Genomic DNA, 26,684 nt, shown 5'->3' with positions numbered 1-26,684 from the left:
TTAAGTCAAAAAGCATAAAACTCAGGGGCATATCGTTTTTTTCGATAAGCTCTTTTAATTTGGTGAAAAAAGAATCCTAAATACTAGAAACTGGTTATATGAGAAAGTAGAAAAGAAATATTAAATCCCCAAGTAACACTCCAAGGATAAGACAGACATAGTAACAAACAAAAATCCTCCCCTACCAGTTAGGAATATTGGAGATATGGACATTTGAAAATTGAGCAGGAGGTGGGTAAGTATGAATGATATTAAACTTAATAGAATTTATCAAAAAATAGCCCAAACTATTAATGAAACTATACCAGAGGAATGGTCAAAGGTATTAATGTACGGTGAAATTGCTGACGGTACCGGTACGGCTTTCTTTTTTTATTATAATCCTAATAGTGAATTGCCTATTTATAGTCATGATATACCTGAAATATATAGTTTAAACGAAGAAGAATATGATAAATTATGGTATCAATTATTAGATGAATTAAAATTATTATCAGATGAATTTAAAAATAATAATCAAGAACAATGGACCAATTTAACTTTTACTTTAGAAAGTACCGGTAAATTTAAGGTTGACTATGATTATGAGGATTTATCCAATGCAGATGATCACGAAAGAAGGGTTATTTGGGAATATACTCGTTTAGGCCTTTTACCCGAATCTGAATATGATAAGAGGATTTTAGAAGAATACCTCAAGAAAGAATAATGGAGGATAAGTAAAGCTTGTTCTTTCATGACCTTAACGCAAAAGTTAAGGTCTTTTCATTGTTGAAATAGAATATATATCATCTATCGGTTCTCAGATAATAGGCCGTGAGGACTTAAAATCATATAGAATTACTTCAGGCAAGGTGGCATAGGAAAAAATTAGCGAGTGGTACAAAGTTCGTCCCTTACAGCAAGGAATTTGCGCAAAAGCAGGTTCAGAAGGTTCAAGCCACAATAACAGACATCGCGAGATCAGGAAAAACCACGTTAAAAAATATAGGTGAAGAAATCGGTAAAAAAGAAATTCCTAAACGTATAAGTGTGGAACAAGTATCCCTCGCAGGAGGACCAAGCCTTCCCCAAGTTGTAATGGAAAAGCAGACAATTAAGGAAGCCTATCAGAAATTCACGGTGAAGGATAGTAAAGTAGAGGGTGTTTCAGGGGAGAGTATTTCTAAGGGTACGGGTAATAACATTACGCAAGGCCCAAGATACGGCGAAAGGAAAATTCCCAATGAGACATATTCTAAATTAAGAAGAGCATCGCCGTCTTCTATAATACAAAGAGAAGTTAACAAAAATATAGATGATATTTTAGGAACTGAGGATTTTGCTTTACCTGGAAAAATAATTGATAAAAAACTGCATGCAGACCATATTGTTTCCCTAGAGAAAATAGCTCGTATGGAAGGTTTTGATTCATTAACTTGTAGAGAATTTTATAGGTCTTAGTGAAGCCGCTAATACATCTAAAGGTTCAAAGTCATTTGCAGATTGATACATCCATAAAAAGGAAAAAAATCCGGTGAATCCCGAATTTAGGGAAAAAATGATATTAAAAGAAAAAGAACTAGAAATTGAGATACAAAAGATGATAGATGAATTTAATAGGGTAAATAAAAAGGAGTGATTTCGGGTGGATAAATTATCTTTTTTAAAACAATACAGAAAAAGCATCGAGTTTGTATCTAACAAAGACTTACTCAATATTGAAAAGGAAAATATGCCTGAAAAATGGATTGAGATATTTTAAGAAACAGATAAAACTAGAAAGAAAGATAAACTAATAGCTTTATGGAATAATGTATGTGAAAAAGAATTGAGTAATACTATATCATACTTGAAAGAGAATTTATTAGAAATTGAACTAATTGTAGATAATGGACAATATGCAGTATTATATAGCGTAATGAGTGAAAATGACGAAATTCTTTATTATGAAGGTGGTATTCCGACCAATTCAATTAATATTTCAGAAATGCAACAAAATTGGTCTAATGTTCCAGTATCTATTAAGGGATTTTATGAAAAGTTACACAACGGGTTTTATTATCTGCCAAGTAGAGCTATGGGGCTTGTACCAGTAGACCGCATTACTCATTTTGAGGATTACGAATGGGGAATACTTGAAGAATTAGATGAACCATTAGGAATTAATATGGCATCAACATATGGTTTTTTTGAAAATGGCATGGGAGGATATGTTGCCATAGATTTAAAAAACTGTATCGATGACTTAGCGACATTATGGTTTACTAATGATAAGCCTGAGTATAATGTGGATTTCTGGGATATTGTAGATGAATGGATTGTAATAGGGCTTCAAGACAATTGAAAAATAAATTTGGAAATAGCGATATTTACTAGTCTAACAATCACAAAGTGATCTTAATGAGGTTAGTCAAAACCATAAAAAGTGTGAAGAGTATAATAAAGAAATGCCTACTGAAATAAAATTACATTATAATACTAAAACAAAACAGGTTAAAAGGACAATACAAAAATGATTTAGATATTCTAATTATGACGGATTATTGCCTGATGATATATTTGATATATGGTACGAAGAAATGAAACATAGGAATTGTAAATAAGACCTTGATTGGCTTTTGCCTTTCGAGGCTTTTTGCTTTAATTGCTTTAAGGTTAAGTAATCACATAAAGTGGTTGTTTATCTAAAATTAAAAGTAATGCAATCAAATAACGGAGGCATCCAGTTAACGGGTTGCAATCTACCCGAAGCCGAATGTCCATGAAAGAAGGCTTTAGTTGAGGATAAATAAAAGTAACTATTAAAGTTAAATTCATATTTGAGGCGCAATCAGCTAGAACAAGTGAGTTTAAAATATAACTATACAATAATTGTACTTAAAAAGAATTCGAATGGTAATTTTATTCTAACAGGCTATCCAGGAAAACAATGAAGTGAGGAATTTAAATGGACGAAGATTATGATTACTTTGAAGAGTTAAGAGATTTTTTAGGGGGAACATTCCACCAGGATATTAGTTCGCCTGAACAAGCATTAGCTGAGTTTATAAACGAAGCTAATAAAGAATGTTTGCTTTTTACAATAAGGTATTGTGATGAATTTTTAACTAGTAATAGAACAAAGCAGGAAAAGGAATACTATATTCAAACTAATGCTGAAATTTATTTTCCCGCTATTGGATTAACTCCTATAATGTGGCTTAATAATGTCGTGAAACAAATAAAAGAAGCTGTGAAATCAAAATAGAATTTTTTGTAAGACCTTAACGCAAAGGTCTTTACATTGTTGATATGAAGATCAGCTAGAATTTATATTTAGCACTTGATTGCCTTTTAGGCAAAAGTGCTTTTTATTTTTTTCGAAGATATTCAAGTATAAAACATTAAAGAAGGAATTCTCATTTAAAGAATTCCTTCTTTGCATACTATTTGTTAAGAAATGATTTTTCGAAAAATTCCAGAAGATGTTCTAGAGTGATTGGATCACTGTAAGTGGATGCTTTACTATTTATTTCAAATATACGATCGTTCTTAATTGCAGGTATATTTTTCCACGTTTCAGTCTCCACAAATGAATTAACTACATCCGGGTTTTTACTAAAGATAATATAATCTCCAGTATACTCAGGAAGCACTTCAGATGAGAGGACATAAATGCCGGATTTAAGTGCCTTTTCTTTTACTTTTTCAGGCATTTTCAAGTCCATTGCTTGATACAATATTTCTGTTCCGCGTGCATAATTATTTCCAAATACATAAAACTCCTTAGCATCATTTTCAATGACAGAAACGGTTGCATCTTCACCAATTTTTGCACGTATCGCTTTTCCTGCTGTTTCTGCACGTGTTTCGAAGTCTTTAACCCATTCTTTTGCTTCCTTTTCTTTGTTTAGAAGTTTTCCGATTTCTATTTGCTGTGATAAATAATCTAATTTCCCCCAAGTGAATACAACAGTCGGAGCAATTTCATTTAGCTTTCCGATATTTTTCATCTCGGATCCCGCTATGATTAAATCCGGTTCCAGTTCAATGATTTTCTCCAGGTCATCTTCTGAAACGACTTCCACACCCTTAAGTCTATCTTGAAAAAGGGGATTCATATTAGTCCATTGATCTATTCCAACAATATTACCTTCCAAAGCCAATACATTAGGTCCATTGGAGAGAGCAATTATTCTTTTTGGGTTTTTAGGAATCTCAACAGGACCAGTTTCTGATTGATATGTAATTGTTTCTGATTTTGTCTTGGAATCATTATTTTCGTTCGCTTTTTCGTTGTTCCCACAGGCACTAAGGATAAGTACGAACAAGAGCAGGAATGGTATGAATAGCTTTTTCATTTGATTTTCTCCTTACTGATTATAGTGTAGTTTAAAATATACCAAAAAATGTCTAATTAATAATGATATTCATTTTCAATGACTACATCAACATATTAATAGGAATGATAATCATTGTCAATAACTTTCACCAGATTGCTAAACTCCGTGAACTAAACCGTCACCCCTGCTAATCTGTTGTTTTTCTTCGTAAACCAAGTCTAGTAGTTAAAGGTGGATAGCACATTCAACCGGGTGCCGCATCCTAAGAAGAGGAATAAAATAGCTCGGTTCATTTCATCATTTTCCACATGCGTCGTTAAATACTTGATATTGAGGTCTTCTGATGGGTTCTTTTTAAAATTTTGAAGAATATTTGTTTACATAACTATATTATGGTTTAATCGTAGAGAAATCATATATATTTGAACGAAAATAATGATGCGAAAATTGTTATTCCTGGCCATAAAACTGGGGGAGATTTCAGTTTGCTTCCACATACATTGGAAATTGTCCAGAATCATGGAAGATGAGTTGATTTGCATTCAGTCTAAACTTTTAGCAACTTGTCCACACCTTCCATCAATCCATGCATATACAATAGTAAGGAGGGTGTTAGGATGGAGATAAATTGTTGTTATGAAGAAAAATGTTTTGAGAACAATGACCCAAGTACAGTATGGTTTCCTGGAAAGCGTTGTAAATGTAAGTGCAAATGCAAAAAAAACAAGCGCCGTTTTCATTAATCACTTAATGAATGACTGGACATAAGTTGTTCAATAGAGGCAGGCCTAGTGGCTGCCTTTTTTATTTGGACGTGCGTGATATATATTAGTGGAATTGTGCTGAAATATATAAAGTTGAAAAAAACACTCAGCCATTATGGCTGAGTGTTTTTAAGCATGGGCTATAGAAAATTTAAAGTTCATTGAACTAAAGTTAATCCCTAAATAGAAGGGCGTTTCGAACATAGTATCCATTATACGAACTCCCAAGAAATTGAACAGTAACTTGGATTAGTTTATGTAGCAGATAGCACAACCACGATGTCTTATTTTAGTTTAACTAAAATAAGACATTGGTCATCTTTACGTTGGAGAGTGTCCTCTTCATATCTAAGCGATTGTATAACTTCCTCCTTAAGTGTAGATAAAGGGGCAGCAGAATAGGTCTTTAACAATGAGTATAAACGGTCTGAACCTATAGGCTCTTCAACTCCATCTGTATAAAGGCACAGCATACTTTCCTTATTGTATGTAAAGGTATTTGTTTTAAAAATTATATCTTCAAACATCCCGAGTGGTGGCCGATTAGAACGCAACTCATATTGTTTTCCGTTTATATCCTGTAAAAGAACGGATGGATGGCCTGCATTGATATAATTAATTTCTCTCTTATCAGTATCGATTAAAAGGTAGACGGCAGTGCAGTAATGAGAAGATTTACTTGTGTTTTTGAATAAAGAATGGAGATGGTCATCTAATTCCTTCATCACCGTGTTCACTTCTGAACCTTTTAAAATTAATCTTTCAAATATGGAATGTAGTGACATGGTTATTAGGGCAGAAGAAAGCCCGTGCCCCATCACATCAAGTAGGATAAGGCCATACCGTTTGGCGTCAATTTGGTAAAAACCATATATATCACCCGATAATTGATTCGAGCCTTTATAGTACGCTTGAATTTCAAGATGTTCATTAATAATAGGAACTGGTAATAGTGTCTCTTGGATTTTTTTGGCAAGACCCAGTTCTCTTTCTGTATCTACTTTGTATTTTGCATTTTTTTCGTTCAATTCAATCAGCTTATTCTTTTGTATTTTCATCGTTTCATGAGCAATCTCTAAATCAGCATAAGCCTTATTCCTAGCATTTAGTGCGGTCTCTGCCTCTTTTTTCGTTTTAAGAAGCTCATTTTCTAATTCGTTTCTTTTTCGCATTGGAATCACCACACACTCAATAATGGTTCTTCCATCTCGCTCTCTTTGAACAGCGTTGAGTAACACAGGTACTTCTTCATCATCTACAGACTTTAAGGATATATATATTTCCTCAATCTGATTTTCTAACTTAATCAGAGGAACCAGATAAAGCTGATGAAAGAGTATAGCTGAAGCCGAAAGGATAAAATTAATAGGCTGCCCTTGCAATTGATCGAGATTATACCCCAATAATTTAAGTAAGGTTTGATTAACGGATAAAATATCATCTTCTTCTGATAAAGTTAAATATCCGCAGGGTGCCTCATTTAGTTGTTCATTCACAAAAATTCACACCCATCTCTATCTATAAATCGTTTGTCGGAAATTCATCCAAAAACTGTCGAATTAAGTATATCGTCTCTTCAGGATGACTCATATGTGGACAGTGTCCTGTTGCTTTCATCATTTTCAATGTACTATCGGGAAGATGCTTATGAATATATTCACCTACTGCTGACGGAGCAATAACATCTTTGGAACATTGTAAAATGAGTGATGGTACTTTTACTTTTGCTAAGTCTTTACGGTTGTCTGCAAAAAAGGTAACCTCCGCAAATTGTCGTGCGATAATGGGATCAGTAGAACAAAAACGATTCTCTAAATCCCGTTTAAGCTCTGGGCGATCTGGATTACTCATGACCGTTCCCGCAAAAGCGGTTGCCCAGCCTATGTAATTTTTGTCCATCATATCAATCAATCCTAAAAGTTGTTCTTTCTCGAATCCTCCATAATAATCCTTAGGGAGATTCAGGTAGCAAGGGGAAGGACCAACCAGCACAAGTTTAGAAAAATATTCAGGATGTTTAATTGATGCCAGCATGCCAATCACACATCCAACAGAGTGTCCAACAAATATAGCATCTTTTAGGTCTAATGCGGAACAAACATCAAGTACGTCTTGTGCATACCCATCAAGAGTACTGTATCTTTCCACATTATATGCCTGTATATCTGAATTACCTGACCCAACATAGTCAAATAGAATAATATGGTATTCATCTTCGAAATCTTTAGCAACTGATTGCCAGACATTTTGATCACAACCGAAACCTGGTGCAAATATCATTGGTCGTGTACCTTTTCCTCTAATCTTTACATTATTACGCAATAAAATATTGGAATACATGATTGGCTCCTTCTAGAAGATATACTTACTATATGTTAACACTAACCTTATTCGAATTAAAGAATTACACTTAAGAACTAAATCAGTGAAACATCCAAAACTTCACCAGGATTTTCTTGAATTGAAAATTGTCTGAGCTTGAACAGGAATGAGGAGAGAAGTATACACTTGGCGGAGTTTCAAGACTTTTGGAAACTCTTGGTCTTACGTATACACGAACCTCTTATACCCGGAAATGGCCGACAACGTTCATTGATAATTAGTCTTTGGATAGCCTTATTATAAAAAGGGATCAAGTATTGAATAAACTACGAGGGATTTTTTGGTTATGATCGCTAAGAATATATGGTTATAATTTAATAGAAAAATAGGGGTTTTTATAATGGGGAACATAAATTTCTCCCTATTTCTGACCCAAATCCTTGAATATTGTTTTACCCCTATCTGATCCCTAATTGGAGCTATTAATAACTAGCTTCAGTTTTTTTTCGCAAAATAATTATTGAAATAATAAATCGTTATCGGACATCTTCTTTGTTTTTCCTGTATAATAATACTATATTTTACATTTGGGAGGAATTATTCATGGACGAAGCCAGCAGTTTAATAGGGCTTTTTGCAATCATACCGATTTTGTTTTATTTGGGACTTATTGTTTTAAGTGTTTATTTCATAATTAAGATCATAAAATTCATCAATGCAAAGACAAGATTAGATCAAGAAAGAAATGAAAAGCTGGATGAATTGATAAAAGTCATTGGAAAAGATCAAGAAAATCAAAATAAGCCACTTTAATATAAAGGCTCTTTTCATAAAGATTGTTGTTTTTAAAACGAAACTATTTTAGGTTGATTGGAGCGGAAGTGCGAGACTCCTGCGGGAGCAGCGGGATAGGTGAGACCCCACAGGCGTTTACACCGAGGAGGCTCACCGCCCGCCCCGCGGAAAGCGAGCACCTGGAGGGGAAATCAACCACACTGCACTACTTCGTAAATAGCAACAAAGTATGCGAAAACAGCCAATATAAAAAAGCACAATTCCATTAGGGGTTGTGCTTTTTTTATTTAAGAAGGATGAAACTTACTAGATCCACATAAAAAGGGCGATTTTTTTGGAACGTCAAGGTAGCTGTACAAGCATTTCCCTAATTAGCACCATAACATATTAGGAGGTGATTGAATTGACAGTTAAATTAGAAACTTTATTGGATCGTTCAGAAAAGAATATGGGCAGCGGAATTCATCCAGTCGTAAAAGAATCAGCTTTGGAAATGGTTAAACGGGCATACCAAGAAGGCATTTTCGTGCAAATCAGCGCAGGTTATCGGTCTATGGAAGAGCAAGCAAAGCTATATGGTCAAGGTCGCCTAGGTTATATATACGATGGTAAAAACTATAGTGATTTATCGAAGCCGAGAGTGACCAACGCGATGCCAGGTCAATCTTACCATAACTATGGACTAGCCATTGATTATTTCATAGTCAGCGATGATGGAAAGAATGGCATATGGACAGTTGATGCAAAATGGAGACGTGTAGCGGCTATTGGTAAATCCTTGGGCTTTGCATGGGGCGGGGATTGGTCTAGCTTTAAAGATTATCCGCACTTGGATATGACGGGCGGACTGACTTATTCTCAGTTAAATGCGGGAACAAAGCCTAGACTGATATCAAAAGTGAATGGAACCACTCCACCACCTACACAAGTCGAATCCGAAGTCATTGTAAAAGAAACACCTGCAAAGGACAGCCGCAACCAAACTATCAAGTCCATTCAGAGGACATTAAATAGCAGATATAGTACAAAAATAGATGTTGATGGATATTATGGTCCCAACACTAAAAAAGCGCTGATCAAAGGTTTTCAAATCGAATTGAATAAACAATATGGTGCAAAGATCAATGTTGATGGAATATGGGGACCCCAAACAAAAGCGGCTTCACCTAATGTTAGGGAAGGGGCGGAAGGGAATATCACCTATATCCTTCAAGCTGGACTTTATTTGGAAGGACATAATCCACATGGCATGGATGGTATCTTTGGAAGCGGAACGGAAATAGCTGTGAAGTCATTTCAAAGGGCCAATGGATTATCTGCAGACGGCATCGCAGGTGAAAATACCTTTGCAAAACTATTTGGATGATATATGAAATGGAATAGAATTATTATGCTTAAAATTAGCTTAGCAAAAAAGCCCTATGAGGGCTTTTTTTGTATAAATGAAAATATAGCAGTCATTTTAAAAATAAATATCCCAATCGTTTAGGAATCGAAGTATAAGAAACGTAAGAATACATATGGGGACAAGAAATGTAACCGCATTTACGAAATGAAAGTACTTTAATGCGGAATGCTTTTTGACTTTAATCATTAAATAGAAGAATGATGAAGTTGCGATCAATGGGCATAACAAGCCAAGATCAGTTAAAATGCTTGAAATTGGGTGGTTCATAACACTAAGTCCAATAAGGAATGAAGCAAGGCAGATGACATTGATAACCGACAAGATGGTTGGTATTAACAACAAGTTCTTTTTTACTGTTTCCATAAATTTCACCCCCTGGGAGATAACCCCACAAATATCTTATAATATTCACGATTATCCAGCAAAACCTTTGATTAACTGTAAACAAAGACAAAATACTCAAATTTATCCATTCACAAATCTGAATTGTAATATTTATCGAGTATTTATGCTCATTTTTGTTCACTTAAAATTGACTGAAATATAATAGTTTTTTTAATTTTCCATCACATTCCTCCAATAAAGTTAAAGGAGGACATAACTTTATTGGAGGAAAAAAATGAAAAAAATATGGAAAAAGCCAATTTTGCCTATCGCCTCTATTAGTCTGGCATCTGTGATGTTTGTAAATGCCATTCCCGAAATTCCAGTTCAAGCAAAATTGAATGTTCAATCACAAGTGCAAACGAAAAATCATTTGCTTCCGCTTGGAACCCCAAATTTGCAGGAGAAAAGAACTTCCATGAATCTAGCACCAGGAGTGAAGTATACCAAAATCAATCGTGGTGAAACCTCTTCTAAAGACTTTTACACAGTGGATGTGGCATTTGTAGAAACACAAAAGCAGGCAAAGGAATTGTTGGGAAGTTTAAAGAAAGACGGTTTCAAAAATGCTCATATCATAAAAGAATCGGATCGGGCCGAGGATGACCGGAAAAAGGGACCGCTTGGGTACATTGTTCGCATCGGTCAATATCAGCTGGAAGCAGATGCAGCCGAAATGAAAAACAAGTTATCTGAAAAGGGGTATTCGGGACTTCGGACTGTGTATACGGGTGAAGACGGAGAGAAAACAACAGGACCATGGGTAGTGAATGTCCTTGAAGTGGATCAGGATCGATTTAATGGGCATGTGGTGCCTGAATTAGCAAATGATGCAGTGACAGGAAAAGAAACATTGACCCAAATCGCTGATAGAAATGATGCCATTGCAGGAGTTAATGCAGGATACTTTGTTATGGGAGAGAAGGATGGAACACCAGGCGATCTTGCCGGTATATTCGCAAGCAAAGGTCAACTTGTCAGTGAAGCAATAAATGGCCGTTCAGCTCTGATTTTATCTTCTGCTGAAGGGAAGGCAAACATTGCATCTGTGTCCACGTCAATTCAGGCTACTTCATCTGATGGGGCGGTTAGGGAAGTGGATGGATTGAATCGGAAGCCAGGATTAATCCGCAATTGTGGCGGTGTCGGAGGAGATACGACAACAGAACGGGCAAAACATGATTTTACTTGTAAAGATGGAAGTGAACTTATCCAATATACGTCCGTATTTGGAGAAAAGACTGAATCGGGCGACGGGATGGAAGTGGTAGTAAATCATGCCGGGGTAGTGGCGGAAATCCGTAACAAGCGTGGGGGAAACATTCCAAGCAGTGGTTCCGTTCTTGCGGGAACGGGGGAGGCGGCAGAGTGGCTTCGTGACCATGCCCGACAAGGAATGAAGATTCAAGTGAAAAGTAAAATAATCAGGGATGGAAAGCAAATAAAATTAGGCCAATCTACAAGTATGATTAATGGAGGTCCTCGATTATTGGAAAACGGAGAAATATCCATTAATGCCGTAGAGGAAGGCTTTCACTGGGAAGAAGATCCAGGCTTTTATTATCGTTTTGGGGAACGTCGTAATCCAAGAACGCTTGCAGGAATCAAAGAGAATGGCAATCTATTATTGGTCACCATTGATGGACGCGCACCCGGATGGAGCGTGGGAGCTAATTTTGAAGAAAGTGCGAAAGTCATGAAGTCATTAGGGGCAGTCGATGCCATCAATCTTGACGGCGGCGGTTCGACGACCATGACAGTTGGGGATGACCGAGTCACAAGACCATCTGATGCAGCAGGTGAACGCCCGATTGCCGACGGTATTCTGTTAGTAGAATAGATGGACAAAGGGACATTCATCGTTTTGGTTCAAGCGGGTCGTCACGAAAAAAATCTCTTCAGTTAGGTTTCTGAAGAGATTTTTTTCTGTGATATTTTGAAATAATTTAATATAGGGAATTTGAAATACTTTCAGAAGTTTTTAATAATAAAGAAATATGTTGTTCCATCGATTCCCTATGCCAGCGAAAGAAAGGCCCGGAAATGGAGATAGCTCCAATGACTTTTCCTTTAGCACCGAAAACTGGTGCTGATAATGCAGCTACATTCTTCGTGATTTCTTCCTCATTAATTGAGTAACGGGTATTCACTATAATTTCCAATTGTTGTTGTAGCATTTTTCTTTCTTCCTCTGGAAGGAGGTTTAATACTTGTGCCTGTAACCCTTCGCTTAGAAATGCCAATATTACCCGTCCGCTTGAGCCAAGTTGTAGCGGAATCCTATTGCCAACACCTGCCCTTCTGCTTATTTCCTGATTACTTACATGTTCTATTACACACATCCTAACCATGTTTGTTAACATATAAAACCCTACGGTTTCCTGTGTTTCGTCTCTTAATTTAATCAATTGTGGATCGATTATCGAGACAAAAGGTACATCGGTTATAATTTTATTTGCATAATCGATAAACACGGTGCCAAGTGAATATTTTTTAGAATCTGCATCTTGGAATACCAAACCGTCCATTTTCAAAGTGGTCAGCAGACGATGAGTGATAGGGGGAGAAATATTAAGGCTTTCGCTAATATTTTTAATTCCTTGTGGACCGGTTGTTTCATTCAAATAATTGATGATTTTGATTGCACGCTGCACCGTAGACGAAATCTTAGTGTTCATGTATATATCCTCCAAATAAAATTCCAAATTAATTTAATTATTTAAAATATTATAACATAGTAAGATAATGGGCCAATCAGTAGCTAGAATTGTTTTCTTTATCAATAATATACTCTGAACGGGGTGATTCAAAAAGTTAACGAAAAGTGAACTTTTTGGGTCATCCCTTCTTTTTTAGAAATTATATTTATATAAATTTTGGTGAATAAAAACTCAATTTTTCTGCAAGGTGAGGTCCTAATTAATAAATTGACTTTTCTGAAAACTAACTTTATATTCATAATATAGGAATTGAGATTCCTTTATTATGAATAATAATTTCGTGGAAGGTTGAAAGGAAGTGAATTAATAACCTGAAAAATGAATCACTTGTACAGATCCTGACTCGGAGTAAAGTGGGGATAAGAGAATTTTAAATGAAACATCAAAAAAGGGGGAATAATATGTCCGTGAAATTAATGAATTCTCATTCTAGTAAAGCCTATCCTGGTGCGATGCCAGACACGAAAGGATTAAACTTTTTTGAAGAGGATCAAAATTTGTCTTTTATACTTAAACATTATCTTTCTACTGAAAATTATGAACGTGCCCTTCCTCACCTAAAGGAGTTGGGGGAAGTAGCCGGAACAAGGCTTGATGAATTATCCCGCATGGCGGATAAGCATACACCCGAGTTAATAAATTACGATGCAAAAGGGGAGCGAGTGGATAAAGTTGAATATCATCCGTCCTATAAAGAGATGGAATCATTAGGATATGGAAAGTTCGCTCTGGTCGCTATGTCACATAAACCGGTACTGGGGTTTCCTACTAAACTGCCGCACGTGTTAAAGTACGGATTTTGGTATTTGTTCGTCCAATCCGAGTTTGGTCTAGCTTGCCCGATGAGCATGACTGACTCTGCTGCAAGGGTCTTAAGTAAATTTGGTGATCAAGGTTTAAAAGAAACCTATTTGTCTCGTATGACGAGTACTGATATAAATACATTTTGGACAGGTGCCCAATTTATGACCGAAAAACAAGGCGGGTCTGACGTAGGTGCTAATACGGTAGCAGCAAAGAAAGTGGATGATCATTGGGAGATTTGGGGTGATAAATGGTTTTGTTCCAACGTTTCAGCAGATGTAGCATTAGTTTTGGCTCGACCTGAAGGGGCCCCCGAGGGTACTAAAGGTCTTGGAATGTTTTTAATGCCCAGAAAACTGCAAGATGGAACGCTTAATAAATACAAAGTTAATCGCCTAAAAGATAAATTCGGGACCCGCGATATGGCTTCTGGTGAGGTGACATTTGAAGGAGCCGTTGCTTATGTGGTAGGGGATATAACTAAAGGGTTTAAACAAATGATGTCGATGGTGAATTCTTCACGGTTATCGAACGCTGTACGTTCCAGCGCGATGATGCGAAGAAGTTTTTTAGAAGCACTCGTTTCAGCTCGTGGACGGGTCGCATTTGGCAGCTCCTTGTCTGAAAAACCCCTTATGAAAGAAACACTTTTTGAATTATTACTAGATTGCGAAGCAGCTGCGTCGATCACATTTTACACAGCTTCCGTTTATGATAAATCCGATCAAGGGAACGTGGAAGCTGAAAGGCTATTACGAATTTTGACGCCATTGTTAAAAGGTTACATTTGTAAACGTGCAAGGAATTCTACCTCTGAAGGGATGGAAGCCAGGGGAGGAAATGGATATATCGAGGGTTGGATAGATTCAAAACTTGTACGGGATGCTCATGTGGGTTCCATTTGGGAAGGTACCACGAATATCGTTGCCTTGGATGTAGTAAGAGCGTTAGTGAAAGACGAAGCAGGAGAAATCTTTTTTAACGACTTATACAATCGGTTGGATGCTATTACGAATTCTTTGACTAAACAGATTGGGAAAATCCTTCTGCAAATATCCAAAAAAGTCGAATCGCAATCACACAGGATAATGAGTCTGAATGGTCCAGAAAGGGAATTGCCTGCTAAACAATTAATGAACCGGATGTATCACATATTCACTGCAAGTCTTTTACTAAATGAAGCAGAAGTACAAATTACAGCCCAAGAAAACTATCGGAAATTATATATGACTTTGCAGTATATCCATCGTTATTTGCTTTCAAGTGGCTTGGATGACCTTACTAATTTTGATTCATCATTATTACAATGCTTTGATGCTATTGTTGACTTTGACAAAGTATCAAAAGGGGCTGTAGAAGGTTTGCTGGAAAACGTGCAACAGGCCGTGAAACTCTAAACGTCAAAGGATGGGGGTGAGAATAATGACTAAGGCATTAAGCCGGATAAAAGTTCTTGATCTAAGCCGGGTGGTGGCTGGACCTGTCTGCACAAGTATTTTAGGAGATTTGGGTGCAGATATCATTAAAGTGGAAGGGCCGGATTTCTTGGATGAAACACGAGCATGGTTTCCTCCGGACATTGAAGATATTAGTTTATATTATATGGCAGTTAATCGAAATAAACGTGCCATAACGGTGAATTTAAAGACAAAAGAAGGAATTCAAATCATAAAAAAACTCATCCAGGAATCTGATGTTATCGTAGAAAATTTTAAGACAGGAACGATGGAACGGTTAGGACTCGGATATGAAGACTTGAAAGCGTTAAACCCTAAAATCATTCACTGCTCCATTACAGGGTTTGGCCATACAGGACCGTATAAACAATTGCCTGGATACGACTTTCTTGCCCAGGCAATGAGTGGTTTTATGAGTGTGAATGGCACATCCAATGGTGAGCCTGTAAAAGCTGGGGTTGCCATGGCCGATTTATATGCAGGTCTATATGCAATCATTAGCATATTAGCCGCTTTGGAGGCAAGGAACCAAACCGGTCGTGGTCAGCATTGTGACATCTCCCTTATGGACTCAATGGTTGCTTCATTGCTGAATATAGGTACAGGTTTTTTAAACACAGGAAATCTGCCTAAGCGGTATGGAAATCAGCATCCGACCCTTGTTCCCTATCAGAATTTCCAAACTAAAGATAAGGAGATAATAATTGCAGTAGGCAACGACAGGCAATTCCAACGTCTTTGTTCATTAATAAATACAGAGGAATTACCACAGGATGAGCGTTTTGCAACAGCTAATGCAAGAATCATATATAGGGAAGAATTAATTCCTAGATTACAAGAAGTGATATTAACAAAAACAGCAGATGAATGGCTTACACTCTTCAAAGAAAACAATATTCCTTGTGGTCCTATCAATACTTTAGATAGAGTTTTTACAGATGAACAAGTACTCGAAAGGCAAATGATTCAGGAAGTAGAACATCCCACAGTGGGAATTGTTAAACTTTTGGGATCACCTATAAAGCTCTCGGATACACCGGTCACAATCGAAAGGCATCCTCCTTTACATGGGGAACATACCGAAGAAGTATTATTGGAATTAGGGTACGATAAACAAGAAATTGAATCGTTCATGGAAGATAAGGTTATTTGAAATGAATTTCTTAGTCGGCTGGATATCCCGCAATTGATAGATGGAATAAGAAAGAAATTCCCTAAGTATTCATCAAGTAAGTAAGAATATTGAAGTTTAACGATGTTAAATCAACAAAATTAGTATGGGAAACGAAGCAGTGATGAATAATTCTACACCAGGTTCCTATCGTCCGGTGTTCTTCACATTCAAAAGAACATTGCTTACATCAAATGGATGTTTACCGCTTTTAAAATCCAAAAAATCAGGGGGGTTAGTATGGCTAAAGGTGCGTCAGATCGGACTTGGATGGTGGTATTCGTCGCATGCTTTTTAGGTCTTGTTGTGGATGGCATGGACTTAATCATGCTATCTATCACGATGCCTAGTCTAATGGAAGAATTTAATATTGGAAAAGCAGATGCAGGGCTCATTGCTACATGGTCCTTAGTGGGCATGGCGGTCGGCGGAATCGGTGGCGGTTGGTTATCTGACCGCTTTGGCCGGGTAAGAATGGCGACCTGGATGATGGTACTTTTCTCTATTGGAACGTGTTTACTCGGATTTGCCCAAACGTATGAACAATTTATCGTTATCCGTTTCATTTCTGCTATCGGAATCGGGGCGGAATATACTATCGTTACGATGCTTATGGCTGAATATGTACCTACGAAAAAAAGGACGACAATTTTAGGGACGCTACAAGCAGCTTATTCATTAGGGTATTTAGTGGCAGCTTTACTGGCTGGTGCAATCTTGCCTGAATATGGATGGAGGCCTCTTTACTTTATCGCTGTTGCTCCTGTTCTTTTGGCAATTTATATTAGATACAAAATTCCAGAACCTCCAGGATGGAAGGAAAGGGCTCAAGCGCAAAAACAAAAGGGTAATAAGAAAAATGAGTGGGCTGCGATTTTCAAAGATTCAAAAACAAGAAAGATTTTTATATTTTGGGGTCTTACTGCGACCTTTTTACAATTTGCTTATTACGGCATTGGTACCTGGCTGCCGACGTATATTGTTTCTGATTTAGGTTTTGATTTCAAAAAAATGACAGGGTATATTGTAGGGACATATGCAGCAGCAATCTTGGGTAAGATCATTGCAGGTTGGCTGGCCGATCTTTACGGCCGAAAAACGATGTTTATAGTTGGTGGTTTCTCTACTGCAATTGTCTTACCAATCGTTTATCTTTATAATTCACCGTCTAACATTATTCTGTTACTAACTATACTAGGTTTTCTCTATGGTATACCTTATGCAGTAAATGCTACTTATATGGCTGAGAGTTTTCCTGCACATATTCGTGGTACTGCTGTAGGGGGATCATATAATGTAGGTAGAGTTGGATCAGCGATGGCTCCATTTCTCATCGGTGTCATGGCAGAATCCTATTCAATTGGATTCGGATTAGCTACACTAGCTATTGCCTATGTAGTTTCAGCATTAATTCCTGCACTGTTTATTCGGGAAAAAATGTACGATCCATTTGGGAAGGAAGAAAATCCTGTAACTGAGCTGAAAGAAAACGTTTATACTAATCAATCTATATAAAACCTTTATATAGTGAGTTTTACATTTCAACCATATCAATTACTTAAAATAATTTCAGTAAGTATATGAATGCCGGAATAAATATAAAATAGGATGGGATTTGAACAGGTTTTTTGTAGTAGGTTCTGACGGCTTGATCCATGTTCGAGATGAATGTATTAATAATAGTTTTTCTCATAAAAGAGACCGTCAATGACGATCTCTTTTTTCTCCATTTTAGCTGTGGAAGTTCCTTTTTAAATCTTCATTCAAGATATGTCTAGACTAGTTACAAAACTCCCTTATAATCTGGTTCTTTATTTCTTCTATCGGAAATCCCTGTTGATAGGTGGATATCATCAACATAATTCCTTGTAGCACAGATGATAAATATAACGATCGTTTCCTTGAATCCGTTTCACCCATACTTTCAAATATTTTACATTGAAACTCAAATTGTATAGCATTTTCTTCAATTATGAGATGACTGTATTTTATCAAATCTTCATCTGACTCTGGCTGAGTTTGAAGGTGTAGATAGAACCGATGGACTTCTGGCTTTTGGTGGATATTATCAATGGCACCATTGATTATATGTTCAAGCTGTTCACGAGGTGTATTTAAGGTGAAAGCTTCTTCCATGACTTCCGCCACCTCCTTGATTCTGGCCTCGACCATTTCAGAAAGCAGTTCTTCTTTTCCTTTATAATAGTTATAAAGTAACCCTTTCGAAATGCCCGCCTGCTTGGCTATATCGCTTATGGAAGTAGCGTAATAGCCTTGTTTTATAAATAACTCCATGGCTGCAGCGCGAATTTTTTCTTTGGATGCTTGGCGAATACGGTCATTCTCTTCGGGTGTACGTGGCATTTTATTTTCAATCCTCCATAAAAGCAGTGAATTCTTGATATAAAACTTCAGAATGGGTGAGGGGCAGCATATGATCGGCATCCTCTATTTCGATGAAACGGATGTTTGGAACCTTTCGGAAACAATCGGCAACTCGGAAATTATCTGCCAAGTCCTTTTTGCCGATAAAAAATAAAGTTTCGGGGTTCAATTCTTCTAATCGTTCCATTGCCGGCGGCTGTGGCCATATCATGCAGAAATCAGCGGGCCACTTAAGCATGCGCCCGAAATGATGCCTGAACATTTGGACAGTGAGATCTTTGTGCGGACTATCGATAACAACTTGGTATGTTGGTGAATGAAGGGCAAGCTCTAACATCTTATCTATATTGGGTGCACTTTCCAATATCTTGTTATGATATTGTTCAAACTCCTTTGAATAGGGAAAACCAGTTAAAGAAGGAGCAATTAATACAAGTTTCGATACCCTTTCTGGGTGATTAAGGGCGAAATCAGTGGCAATCTGCCCGCCCATGGAATGACCTATAATCGTTGCCTGATTAAGTTCCAAGTAATCCATTAGTGCCAATACATCCTCAACATAGTTTGCATGTTTTATGGGGGATGGTGATTTACCGGCACCACGGCCATCAAAAGCGATCACTTTGTAATTTTTAGTTAAAAGAGATGCTGAAAATGTCCATAGCCTCAAATCAACCCCACCACCATGAATAAGAACAACAGGAAGACCCTTGCCATTAACCTCGAAATGTAAATCCAATGCAACCCCTCCTTTTTTATCACTGAATTTTCAGATTTATTTTATTATTGAATGAACGTTTAGTCAATAGAAAATGCAATTAAATTTTGAAAAACTGTCTAAAAGTATTTTAACTTTTATATAATGCTGATTTTACTATTAATGTTAATCTAAATGTTTATGTAAAGTGTCTTAAAGTTAGTATATGATTTAACATATTAGTCTTTTAGACAGAGGTGGTTTAAAAGACTTTAATAGGGTAGTTTCAACAGTTGGACAAACACATGAAAATCAAATTGAATTACTTCAGGGATATGGCTAAGGAAAATTAATCTGAAGCAAAATCAAATCGAATAGCTCTTCATGGAGCATTAGAGTATTTGCGAGAAGAATATAAGCTAATTGTAACCAAAATAGATAGATTTGCTCGCTCAGTTAAAAACCTACATAATGTTGCTAGCCATTCTTAAAAGAGCAAATAGATTTCTCAACTCCATCAGGGAAATAATGTTCACAATGCTAGGGGAAATAGGTAAAGGTGTATAAGTAATATTTGAAGGAAATGAGAAAGAGGGTTAGAATCTTACATTCACTTTAATCTTGGATATTAAAGCTGTAACATTTTCACCTTAATGCGTGATGTTACGTTTTTTAACAAATTTGTTAATGATGGATCACCCCGTTTTGGGACTTTTCGTGAAAAGGATATTCCCTCTTTTATTTAAGTATTCGCAGCCTTTTTTCCTGAATAGATAGGCGGATACTAAACTTGAGTATTGCGTTACGAACTACAAAGACTTATATTCAATAATCGGGCAGCTTGTGGAATAAACAAGTGATAATTGTACTCGGCAAAAACAGGTGAATTTTTTTCCGATACAACTTCGTAACACTTACTGACGAGTAATGATAACTTTTTCTAAGGGTGGAATACATGGAAAATATAAAAATTTTAATAGCTGATGATGATGTTGAGATTGCTGATTTGGTTGCTATACATTTAGAGAAAGAAGGGTATCGTGTCATTAAGGTATCGGATGGGCAAGAAACCATTGATATTATCCAGACTCAACCAATTGATTTACTGATTTTGGATATTATGATGCCGAAAATGGATGGATATGAAGTTACCCGTCGAATTCGCGAAAAACATAATATGCCGATTATTTTTTTGAGCGCTAAAACGTCTGATTTTGATAAAGTGCAGGGACTCGTTATTGGAGCAGACGATTATATGACGAAGCCATTTATACCCATTGAATTGGTAGCTCGGGTAAATGCACAGCTGCGGCGCTTTATGAAATTGAATCAACCTAAATACAAACAGGATACAAACTTGGAATTTGGAGGATTAACGATTTCTTCTGAACAACGTACAGTTACTCTATATGGTAAGAATATTGAGTTAACACCGAAAGAGTTTAAAATTTTATATTTATTAGCCAGTAATCCAAATAAAGTCTATAATGCAGAAGATATTTTTCAGAAGGTATGGGGGGATGCATACTATGAAGGGGGGAATACCGTTATGGTTCATATTCGCACTTTGCGAAAAAAACTTGAAGAGGATAAACGAAAAAACAAATTGATAAAAACTGTATGGGGGGTAGGTTATAAATTCAATGGGTAATATTCTGCGAGGCTTTCGTTCAAAAATGATCATATTGTTAGGTTTAAGCATGTTGTTGTCTAGCGTCATAACATATTTCCTCTTTAAAGTACTCCAATTGTATTATTATACAAATGTTAATTATGGAGATACACTAGCTTATTTTCGCAAAATCATCCAAAATATTGGAGACCTTAACGTCTTTTTGCTTGTATTTATCACGCTTTCGATATTATTCTTCTTTTTACTTACAAAACCCTATTCTGCCTATTTCAATGAGATTTCAAAAGGAATTCATTATCTCGCTCAGGGTGACTTTAAGCATCGAGTTCAAATATTGTCAAATGATGAATTTAGTGATATTGCACAAGGCATTAATCTGGCAAGTGAAAAATTGGAACAAGCCATAGAAAGGGGTGACTTTTCGGAGAGTAGTAAAGAGCAGTTAGTAGTTAACTTGGCTCATGATTTGCGCACACCTCTTACCTCTGTTTTAGGTTATTTAGATTTAATCCTTAAGGATGATAATTTGACAGAAAATCAGGTCAGGCATTATTTAACGATTGCCTTTACCAAATCTCAACGCTTGGAAAGGTTAATTGATGAATTATTCGAAATAACTAGGATGAATTATGGGATGTTACCAGTTGAAAAGAAACAAATCGATTTAAGTGAGCTACTTGTTCAATTGAAAGAAGAATTGTATCCTGTCTTCGAGAAAAACGATTTGATAGCAAGAATGAATATCACTTCCCCTTTATCTATCATGGGTGATGGAGAGTTATTGGCACGTGTGTTTGAAAATCTTCTGATTAATGCAAATCGCTATGGGTATGAGGGGCAGTATGTGGATATCAACGGTTTTATTGATTCAGAGGAAGTGGTTATTCAAGTTCTCAATTATGGGGATGCCATTCCTCCAGATGAACTGCCTCATATTTTTGATATGCTTTATACTGGTGACAAAGCACGAACTCATCAAGAAAATAGTACAGGTCTCGGTTTATTCATTGCGAAGAATATTGTAGAGCAACACAATGGGACAATATCCGCCGCAAGTGATTTAATACGCACTATATTTGAAGTCCGATTACCAATAGCGGATTCCTAAGAAGTTTAATAATAAGATCCTAGTGAAAATTTAAGAAAAATTTAATGTTTACCCCACTTTTTATTTTAAAAGTTTTTCCTATCCTATAAACAAGTTACATCAAGGAGGAGACTAAAAATGAAAAAGTGGGGAATTTTATTGGTTTTTGCATTAATTCTAGTTTTTATTTTTAAGATATTACCGATATCCCAAGATAAAGTAGAGAATCAAATATATGAACAAAATGATAATACAGTTATTGAAAATCCCCTAAAGATTGAGATTACAGAAGAGCAGATCCATCAAGGGAATCTACTTTTGGTTAACAGTGAATATGCAGTTGAACAAGCTGGTATACAATCGGATATCATAAATTTATTTACACACAAAGGATTAACTACCGGATACCAGTTACCTAATAATGAAATAAAATTATCAGAAGAAATAGCTGAAAAATTTTCGGAGATGATAGCTGCGGCTGAAGAAGATGGGGTTAGTAATTTCTTAATTAGCAGTGGTTATCGAGACTTTGATGAGCAAAACAGACTGTACAAGGAGATGGGGGCTGACTATGCTTTGCCTGCCGGGCATAGCGAACACAATTTAGGATTAGCACTCGATGTAGGGTCTACTCAAATGAAGATGAAAGAAGCACCTGAAGGAGAGTGGATAGAAGAAAATGCTTGGAAAAACGGCTTTATCTTACGCTATCCCGCGAATAAAACTGATATTACAGGAATTCAATATGAACCATGGCATATTCGCTATGTCGGCTTTCCTCACAGTGCAATTATGCAGGAAATGAATTTAGCTTTGGAAGAATATTTGGATTATTTAAAAGATGAAAAGAGCATTTCTATTAGTGTTGAAGGGAAAAAATATACAATTTCATATTATCCCATTTCTCAAAGTGGGACAATTGAAGTTGAAGTACCAGCGAATGAACAGTATGAAATATCTGGTAATAATATGGATGGAGTGATTGTGACCACATTGAATTAGGTTCAAAAATGATAAAGTAGGAGACGTATTCTATCTGCTTACACTTACAGTTTTGTATACTTATTTTTGTACTAATATTTATTGGGTTTCAAATTGTATTTTTATTAAAGGCGCAAAAATATTTAAGCATTTTCTATGGGTGTATGTTTTTCTTTTTCACCTTTCACTAGAAATCAATACTTCCATTTTCTTCTGAAGGTATTACTACATATATATTGAACCTTATTCTATTTATACCCTTATGTTTTTGAACACCTTAGGGGCGATTATTGGACGTTAGCAGCTGGGATTTTGGTTCACTCTTTTCCCGTATTAATATAAATGGCGGTATCATACTAAACCCTGTCAATGCAGGGATATACATATCTGCTACTAAGTACACATTCAGAAGAATTGCCATTATTAATGTTATTTTAGAGACAGGTTCAGCTCTGTATTGTATCCAAACTGCAAAATCAGGTACAGTAGCTATTTCAGGATGGTACGCTTCAGCCTATGTGAGTCCTATCAATGCTTCGTCAGTATTAGGGCGTTCATCTGATTGGTTAGTGGATTTATCAGGTAACTTTGCTACAGTACCCAATGATTGTGAAGATGGTTCTACTTTTAGAGGGAATGGAATATTTAGAATTAGAAAAGCTGGTGCTTGGGTAACGATATGAAAACCAATAACAACAATCAAACGCTAACAAGAATAGCGGCGGTTTTATTTTGGCTAAATTAGGAAGATGTAACAAAGTTGGAACTTCTATATTCAAAATTATTTTTCCTGATTTAATATTAGAGTATAATAGTAATAAATGAATAAAAGGTGTGATTTTTCTGACGGAAGCACTAAAAAGGCAGCATAGAAAGTTACCTCGTTTGATAATTATCCAACGGATCATTCTTATTACAATTGGTGCTTTGCTAATGGCCACTGGATTGGAAATCTTTTTAATTCCCAATCATGTAATTGATGGAGGCATTACAGGTATTTCCATTATGCTTTCTCACGTTACCGGTATAAAACTGGGAATCTTTCTATTCCTTTTGAACCTACCATTTGTATTTCTGGGATATAAACAGTTTGGAAAAACCTTTGCTATATCTACTGTATATGGGATTATAATGCTTTCCATTTTTGCGACATATTTTCATCCTATCCCGCCCTTCACTGAAGATATCCTTCTTGCTACAATTTTTGGCGGTATTTTTTTAGGTATAGGTGTGGGAATAGTAATTCGTAACGGTGGTGCTCTTGATGGGACAGAAATACTTTCGATTGTAATAAGTAAAAAAGTGCCTTTTTCTGTTGGTGAAATTGTTATGTTCATCAATCTATTTATACTTGGTTCTGCCGGATTCGTTTACACATGGGATAGAGCTATGTATTCAATCTTAGCTTATGTAATAGCTGCTAAAGCCATTGACATTGTTATTACTGGAATGGAAGAAACAAAGTCAGTTTGGATAATTAGCGATGAAGCAAAAGAGATGGGTGATGCAATCAATAGCCGCTTAGGACGAGGTGTGACATACTTACATGGTGAGGGTGCTTTTACAGGAGAAGACAAAAAGGTTATCTTCTGTGTAATTACCAGACTTGAAGAATCCAAGTTAACTACAATTGTTGAAGAGATCGACCCTTCATCTTTCTTAGCAATGGCAAATATTGCGGAAGTACGTGGAGGAAGGTTCAAAAAGAGAGATATTCATTAATGTTAACCACACAGGAAGCGCTCATAACTTGAGTGCTTTTTTTGCATACTTTTTTAACAGGATCGGAATAATTTGTAGTAAAAAACATTGGAGAATAAAAGCATTTTGTATTTACTGAGCTTTTTTTATTAGCAGGGTTAAATGGGGCAATTGGAGGAGATGGAGGGATTATTATCCGACCATCTTATTCTTTAGTATCGGTGATCTTCTATATAGTCGTTTACTCAATAACCATCAACTGTGGGCTTATCAAGAAATATTTTAAGTGTTTTGGAAACATTAAGTCTGAAATTTTATTATTAACAAAATCCAAACCGTCCCAAAAGGGTGGCTTTTTATTATGTAATGAGAGGGATGGAAACATAAGAAAAACTAGACATCCACTTTAACCAAGTGATGACTTATTCTTTTTTAGAATGTAATACATAGAAAAGGCACTTAACCTAATTGGTCGAGTGCTTTTTGTGTCTTTTTTAATACTTCTTTATTTTTATTAATGAAAACTTTATTTCTTAATATCATTTCTTTATTATTAAGCTCATCATTTAGTTCGGTAGTATTGTTCAGTTTCTCTAGAAGTGAGACTATTGATGGCATTGCTAATAATTCATGGAAAGCTATGTTTGTTTTAATAGATAAGATTTTTAACTCAGTAAGTTGACGAGGAGATAAAAAAGACTCAAATGGTTGCCTTTCATTTATTTCCATAATTGTATCCTCCATATGATGTGAATTATTAAATTGTAATTTAATTATAAAATAGATAAGTTCAATAAATGTATTAATCATGTAAAGATTTGATGAATTGTAGAAGGTTGGATAAAATTAGGGTAATATCCTGTTAATATGGTAAAAAATTGATGATGAATAGGGGGGGATTATAATAAGATACAACTAAATACTCAGATGGTTTTTCTGAAGACTCATTTTGGAAGAAGATTAAAAAATTCGGCAAAAAAGCAGGGGTTAAAGTTGTTTATGTAGCTTTACTATTGTTTTACACACGAATTAATGGCTAAGGCGTTTACGGAACTATACTTTAGTTTTACTAAAGGTGGATCTGGAGATGTAGAATTCGACAAATTAGGCACAATAGCTTTATTTTCTGCATTGGCAAATGATGAAGAAGGGAAACAAAAGGAATTAGATAAAATGGGAGCTCACGTTAAAAGACTTAAGAATGAAAAAAAGAAATAGATAAAGTCTTGTCGTGGTCATCTAGTTTACCCTCTGCATGCAGAGTACCGATAAAAAGGGAAGCAAACAAAACATAGCCCCCAAATACACCATCCATGTAGTATTTGGGGGCTACTTGACGTTTACCTTTATAGCGAATTTACTTAAAATAAGGAACCTTTTTCAAAGCCACACAAACTGGAACGGCAACGATAATTCCTAATATATTTTGAACGAGATCTCCAGGTATCGAAGCTAAAGGTGCAATCCAATTACCGTATAGAATCCCTTCACCAATATAATAAACAGCTATCATAAATGGAATTGAAACGATTGTTGCTATTACATTGAAAGCATTGCTAGTACCGTTGCGACCCTTTGACCAAGCGATTTTACCAACTATATATCCTTGCAAACCACGCGCCACAATGGTGATAGGTGCCCACAATGTCCACCCTCCAACTATATCAAATAACCCCATTCCTATCGCACCAGCAAGAGCTGCTTTTTTAGGACCAAATAAAATAGATGCAATAAAAAGCATAGCTGTTCCTAGATGAACTAACCCTCCATTTGCGGCAATTGGCAGTTTAATATTCAAAAAGAATGTAGATAGGAACACAAGAGCAATCAACATAGCGGTAATAATTAAATCCATAGTTTTTTGACTTGACCTTGAATAACTTTGTGTATTTTGCATATCTGTAAACCTTCCTAACTAGAATTTTCCTCTGATTTTAGCAAAAGACTGGTGTCTATAAAAGTGTCAATTTATTAAAAAACTATGAGGTCAGTTGATAAAACAGATATTATACGTATTGAAAAGAGAGAGGAGATGACTGTTTTTAGCTGATTTATGATAAGATAAATAAAG

At 36.0% G+C, this 26,684-nt stretch carries 25 protein-coding genes and 1 pseudogene; 17 read left to right on the top strand and 9 right to left on the bottom strand.

Going from position 1 to position 26,684, the window contains the following annotated elements:
• Positions 1 to 241: 241 nt before the first annotated feature.
• From A6755_RS15440 to A6755_RS15425, 4 genes are all read left to right on the top strand, one after another.
• Complete coding sequence (locus A6755_RS15440) at positions 242 to 709, top strand: antitoxin YezG family protein (RefSeq protein ID WP_063591211.1); 468 nt, start codon at positions 242 to 244, stop codon at positions 707 to 709.
• A gap of 323 nt (positions 710 to 1,032) precedes the next feature.
• Positions 1,033 to 1,443, top strand: a complete 411-nt coding sequence (locus A6755_RS27645) for a hypothetical protein (RefSeq protein ID WP_244889677.1) — start codon at positions 1,033 to 1,035, stop codon at positions 1,441 to 1,443.
• Positions 1,444 to 1,810: 367 nt separating this feature from the next.
• Entirely contained in the window at positions 1,811 to 2,326 is a 516-nt protein-coding gene (locus A6755_RS15430; RefSeq protein WP_244889676.1) for an SMI1/KNR4 family protein, read from the top strand.
• Positions 2,327 to 2,929: 603 nt separating this feature from the next.
• Positions 2,930 to 3,229 carry a contact-dependent growth inhibition system immunity protein gene (locus tag A6755_RS15425; RefSeq protein WP_063591210.1) on the top strand — a complete coding sequence of 100 codons (300 nt, stop codon included), beginning with the start codon at positions 2,930 to 2,932 and terminating at the stop codon, positions 3,227 to 3,229.
• Positions 3,230 to 3,407: 178 nt separating this feature from the next.
• Here the strand turns inward: A6755_RS15425 and A6755_RS15420 are convergent, their stop codons facing one another.
• The 3 genes from A6755_RS15420 to A6755_RS15410 form a co-directional block, all read right to left on the bottom strand.
• The gene (locus A6755_RS15420) at positions 3,408 to 4,322 is read right to left on the bottom strand and encodes an iron-hydroxamate ABC transporter substrate-binding protein (RefSeq protein ID WP_063591209.1); all 915 of its coding nucleotides are present in this window, start codon (positions 4,320 to 4,322) and stop codon (positions 3,408 to 3,410) included.
• A gap of 1,030 nt (positions 4,323 to 5,352) precedes the next feature.
• The gene (locus A6755_RS15415) at positions 5,353 to 6,564 is read right to left on the bottom strand and encodes a SpoIIE family protein phosphatase (protein WP_063591208.1); all 1,212 of its coding nucleotides are present in this window, start codon (positions 6,562 to 6,564) and stop codon (positions 5,353 to 5,355) included.
• 22 nt (positions 6,565 to 6,586) lie between these two features.
• The gene (locus A6755_RS15410) at positions 6,587 to 7,408 is read right to left on the bottom strand and encodes an alpha/beta fold hydrolase (RefSeq protein WP_063591207.1); all 822 of its coding nucleotides are present in this window, start codon (positions 7,406 to 7,408) and stop codon (positions 6,587 to 6,589) included.
• A 585-nt stretch (positions 7,409 to 7,993) separates the two neighbouring features.
• Here A6755_RS15410 and A6755_RS15405 point away from each other — a divergent pair.
• Both A6755_RS15405 and A6755_RS15400 read left to right on the top strand, forming a co-directional pair.
• Positions 7,994 to 8,203, top strand: a complete 210-nt coding sequence (locus A6755_RS15405; RefSeq protein WP_063591206.1) for a hypothetical protein — start codon at positions 7,994 to 7,996, stop codon at positions 8,201 to 8,203.
• Positions 8,204 to 8,588: 385 nt separating this feature from the next.
• Positions 8,589 to 9,551 carry a peptidoglycan-binding protein gene (locus tag A6755_RS15400; RefSeq protein WP_084737794.1) on the top strand — a complete coding sequence of 321 codons (963 nt, stop codon included), beginning with the start codon at positions 8,589 to 8,591 and terminating at the stop codon, positions 9,549 to 9,551.
• Between the two features lie 96 nt (positions 9,552 to 9,647).
• Here A6755_RS15400 and A6755_RS15395 read toward each other — a convergent pair whose 3' ends face one another.
• On the bottom strand, positions 9,648 to 9,956 hold the full coding sequence (locus A6755_RS15395) for a hypothetical protein (RefSeq protein WP_063591205.1): 309 nt from the start codon (positions 9,954 to 9,956) through the stop codon (positions 9,648 to 9,650).
• Positions 9,957 to 10,212: 256 nt separating this feature from the next.
• Here A6755_RS15395 and A6755_RS15390 point away from each other — a divergent pair, with 256 nt between their 5' ends.
• On the top strand, positions 10,213 to 11,817 hold the full coding sequence (locus A6755_RS15390; protein ID WP_063591204.1) for a phosphodiester glycosidase family protein: 1,605 nt from the start codon (positions 10,213 to 10,215) through the stop codon (positions 11,815 to 11,817).
• Positions 11,818 to 11,923: 106 nt separating this feature from the next.
• On the opposite strand, the gene A6755_RS15385 is transcribed toward A6755_RS15390, so the two are convergent.
• A complete protein-coding gene (locus A6755_RS15385; RefSeq protein ID WP_063591203.1) occupies positions 11,924 to 12,655 on the bottom strand; it encodes an IclR family transcriptional regulator in 732 nt (243 codons plus the stop codon).
• Between the two features lie 443 nt (positions 12,656 to 13,098).
• Here A6755_RS15385 and A6755_RS15380 point away from each other — a divergent pair, with 443 nt between their 5' ends.
• The 3 genes from A6755_RS15380 (at position 13,099) to A6755_RS15370 (ending at position 17,644) form a co-directional block, all read left to right on the top strand.
• Complete coding sequence (locus tag A6755_RS15380) at positions 13,099 to 14,898, top strand: acyl-CoA dehydrogenase family protein (protein WP_063591202.1); 1,800 nt, start codon at positions 13,099 to 13,101, stop codon at positions 14,896 to 14,898.
• A 25-nt stretch (positions 14,899 to 14,923) separates the two neighbouring features.
• Positions 14,924 to 16,111: a CaiB/BaiF CoA transferase family protein gene (locus tag A6755_RS15375; RefSeq protein WP_063591201.1), complete on the top strand. Its 1,188-nt coding sequence runs from the start codon at positions 14,924 to 14,926 to the stop codon at positions 16,109 to 16,111.
• Positions 16,112 to 16,369: 258 nt separating this feature from the next.
• Positions 16,370 to 17,644, top strand: coding sequence for an MFS transporter (locus A6755_RS15370; protein WP_053534928.1), 1,275 nt, complete (start codon positions 16,370 to 16,372; stop codon positions 17,642 to 17,644).
• 264 nt (positions 17,645 to 17,908) lie between these two features.
• Here the strand turns inward: A6755_RS15370 and A6755_RS15365 are convergent, their stop codons facing one another.
• Both A6755_RS15365 and A6755_RS15360 read right to left on the bottom strand, forming a co-directional pair.
• A complete protein-coding gene (locus tag A6755_RS15365) occupies positions 17,909 to 18,493 on the bottom strand; it encodes a TetR/AcrR family transcriptional regulator (protein WP_063591200.1) in 585 nt (194 codons plus the stop codon).
• Positions 18,494 to 18,500: 7 nt separating this feature from the next.
• Positions 18,501 to 19,253 carry an alpha/beta fold hydrolase gene (locus tag A6755_RS15360; RefSeq protein WP_063591199.1) on the bottom strand — a complete coding sequence of 251 codons (753 nt, stop codon included), beginning with the start codon at positions 19,251 to 19,253 and terminating at the stop codon, positions 18,501 to 18,503.
• A 359-nt stretch (positions 19,254 to 19,612) separates the two neighbouring features.
• Here A6755_RS15360 and A6755_RS28270 point away from each other — a divergent pair, with 359 nt between their 5' ends.
• From A6755_RS28270 to A6755_RS15335, 7 genes and pseudogenes are all read left to right on the top strand, one after another.
• A complete protein-coding gene (locus A6755_RS28270; RefSeq protein ID WP_244889675.1) occupies positions 19,613 to 19,702 on the top strand; it encodes a hypothetical protein in 90 nt (29 codons plus the stop codon).
• A gap of 464 nt (positions 19,703 to 20,166) precedes the next feature.
• A complete protein-coding gene (vanR, locus tag A6755_RS15355; RefSeq protein WP_063591198.1) occupies positions 20,167 to 20,862 on the top strand; it encodes a vancomycin resistance response regulator transcription factor, VanR-F/VanR-M family in 696 nt (231 codons plus the stop codon).
• Positions 20,855 to 21,952 (top strand): vancomycin resistance histidine kinase VanS, encoded by a 1,098-nt coding sequence (gene vanS / locus A6755_RS15350; protein WP_063591197.1) that lies wholly within the window; start codon positions 20,855 to 20,857, stop codon positions 21,950 to 21,952. The genes vanR and vanS overlap by 8 nt, the downstream gene beginning before the upstream one ends.
• Positions 21,953 to 22,069: 117 nt before the next feature.
• On the top strand, positions 22,070 to 22,933 hold the full coding sequence (vanY, locus tag A6755_RS15345) for a VanY-A/VanY-F/VanY-M family D-Ala-D-Ala carboxypeptidase (RefSeq protein WP_063591196.1): 864 nt from the start codon (positions 22,070 to 22,072) through the stop codon (positions 22,931 to 22,933).
• Positions 22,934 to 22,967: 34 nt separating this feature from the next.
• Positions 22,968 to 23,181 (top strand): annotated as a pseudogene (locus tag A6755_RS26125) (hypothetical protein); the annotation flags it as partial.
• A gap of 21 nt (positions 23,182 to 23,202) precedes the next feature.
• Positions 23,203 to 23,595 (top strand): hypothetical protein, encoded by a 393-nt coding sequence (locus tag A6755_RS15340; protein WP_063591195.1) that lies wholly within the window; start codon positions 23,203 to 23,205, stop codon positions 23,593 to 23,595.
• A 160-nt stretch (positions 23,596 to 23,755) separates the two neighbouring features.
• The gene (locus tag A6755_RS15335; RefSeq protein WP_063592572.1) at positions 23,756 to 24,634 is read left to right on the top strand and encodes a YitT family protein; all 879 of its coding nucleotides are present in this window, start codon (positions 23,756 to 23,758) and stop codon (positions 24,632 to 24,634) included.
• 438 nt (positions 24,635 to 25,072) lie between these two features.
• Here the strand turns inward: A6755_RS15335 and A6755_RS15330 are convergent, their stop codons facing one another.
• On the bottom strand, positions 25,073 to 25,342 hold the full coding sequence (locus tag A6755_RS15330; protein WP_034312142.1) for a hypothetical protein: 270 nt from the start codon (positions 25,340 to 25,342) through the stop codon (positions 25,073 to 25,075).
• A 628-nt stretch (positions 25,343 to 25,970) separates the two neighbouring features.
• Positions 25,971 to 26,510 carry an ECF transporter S component gene (locus A6755_RS15320; RefSeq protein WP_048681565.1) on the bottom strand — a complete coding sequence of 180 codons (540 nt, stop codon included), beginning with the start codon at positions 26,508 to 26,510 and terminating at the stop codon, positions 25,971 to 25,973.
• Positions 26,511 to 26,684 lie beyond the last annotated feature (174 nt).

This window comes from Peribacillus frigoritolerans, assembly GCF_001636405.1.
Taxonomy (GTDB): domain Bacteria; phylum Bacillota; class Bacilli; order Bacillales; family DSM-1321; genus Peribacillus; species Peribacillus frigoritolerans.
Note: the sequence above shows the minus strand (reverse complement) of the source record. Positions and strands in the feature narration are given on the sequence as shown.

Bases quoted from the DNA above. Each gene is read 5' to 3' on its own strand.
- A6755_RS15440 (WP_063591211.1), top strand. From the start codon at position 242: ATGAATGATATTAAACTTAATAGAATTTATCAAAAAATAGCCCAAACT.
- A6755_RS15425 (WP_063591210.1), top strand. From the start codon at position 2,930: ATGGACGAAGATTATGATTACTTTGAAGAGTTAAGAGATTTTTTAGGG.
- A6755_RS15420 (WP_063591209.1), bottom strand. From the start codon at position 4,322: ATGAAAAAGCTATTCATACCATTCCTGCTCTTGTTCGTACTTATCCTT.
- A6755_RS15410 (WP_063591207.1), bottom strand. From the start codon at position 7,408: ATGTATTCCAATATTTTATTGCGTAATAATGTAAAGATTAGAGGAAAA.
- A6755_RS15405 (WP_063591206.1), top strand. From the start codon at position 7,994: ATGGACGAAGCCAGCAGTTTAATAGGGCTTTTTGCAATCATACCGATT.
- A6755_RS15395 (WP_063591205.1), bottom strand. From the start codon at position 9,956: ATGGAAACAGTAAAAAAGAACTTGTTGTTAATACCAACCATCTTGTCG.
- A6755_RS15390 (WP_063591204.1), top strand. From the start codon at position 10,213: ATGAAAAAAATATGGAAAAAGCCAATTTTGCCTATCGCCTCTATTAGT.
- A6755_RS15385 (WP_063591203.1), bottom strand. From the start codon at position 12,655: ATGAACACTAAGATTTCGTCTACGGTGCAGCGTGCAATCAAAATCATC.
- A6755_RS15380 (WP_063591202.1), top strand. From the start codon at position 13,099: ATGTCCGTGAAATTAATGAATTCTCATTCTAGTAAAGCCTATCCTGGT.
- A6755_RS15375 (WP_063591201.1), top strand. From the start codon at position 14,924: ATGACTAAGGCATTAAGCCGGATAAAAGTTCTTGATCTAAGCCGGGTG.
- A6755_RS15370 (WP_053534928.1), top strand. From the start codon at position 16,370: ATGGCTAAAGGTGCGTCAGATCGGACTTGGATGGTGGTATTCGTCGCA.
- A6755_RS15365 (WP_063591200.1), bottom strand. From the start codon at position 18,493: ATGCCACGTACACCCGAAGAGAATGACCGTATTCGCCAAGCATCCAAA.
- vanR (WP_063591198.1), top strand. From the start codon at position 20,167: ATGGAAAATATAAAAATTTTAATAGCTGATGATGATGTTGAGATTGCT.
- vanS (WP_063591197.1), top strand. From the start codon at position 20,855: ATGGGTAATATTCTGCGAGGCTTTCGTTCAAAAATGATCATATTGTTA.
- vanY (WP_063591196.1), top strand. From the start codon at position 22,070: ATGAAAAAGTGGGGAATTTTATTGGTTTTTGCATTAATTCTAGTTTTT.
- A6755_RS15330 (WP_034312142.1), bottom strand. From the start codon at position 25,342: ATGGAAATAAATGAAAGGCAACCATTTGAGTCTTTTTTATCTCCTCGT.
- A6755_RS15320 (WP_048681565.1), bottom strand. From the start codon at position 26,510: ATGCAAAATACACAAAGTTATTCAAGGTCAAGTCAAAAAACTATGGAT.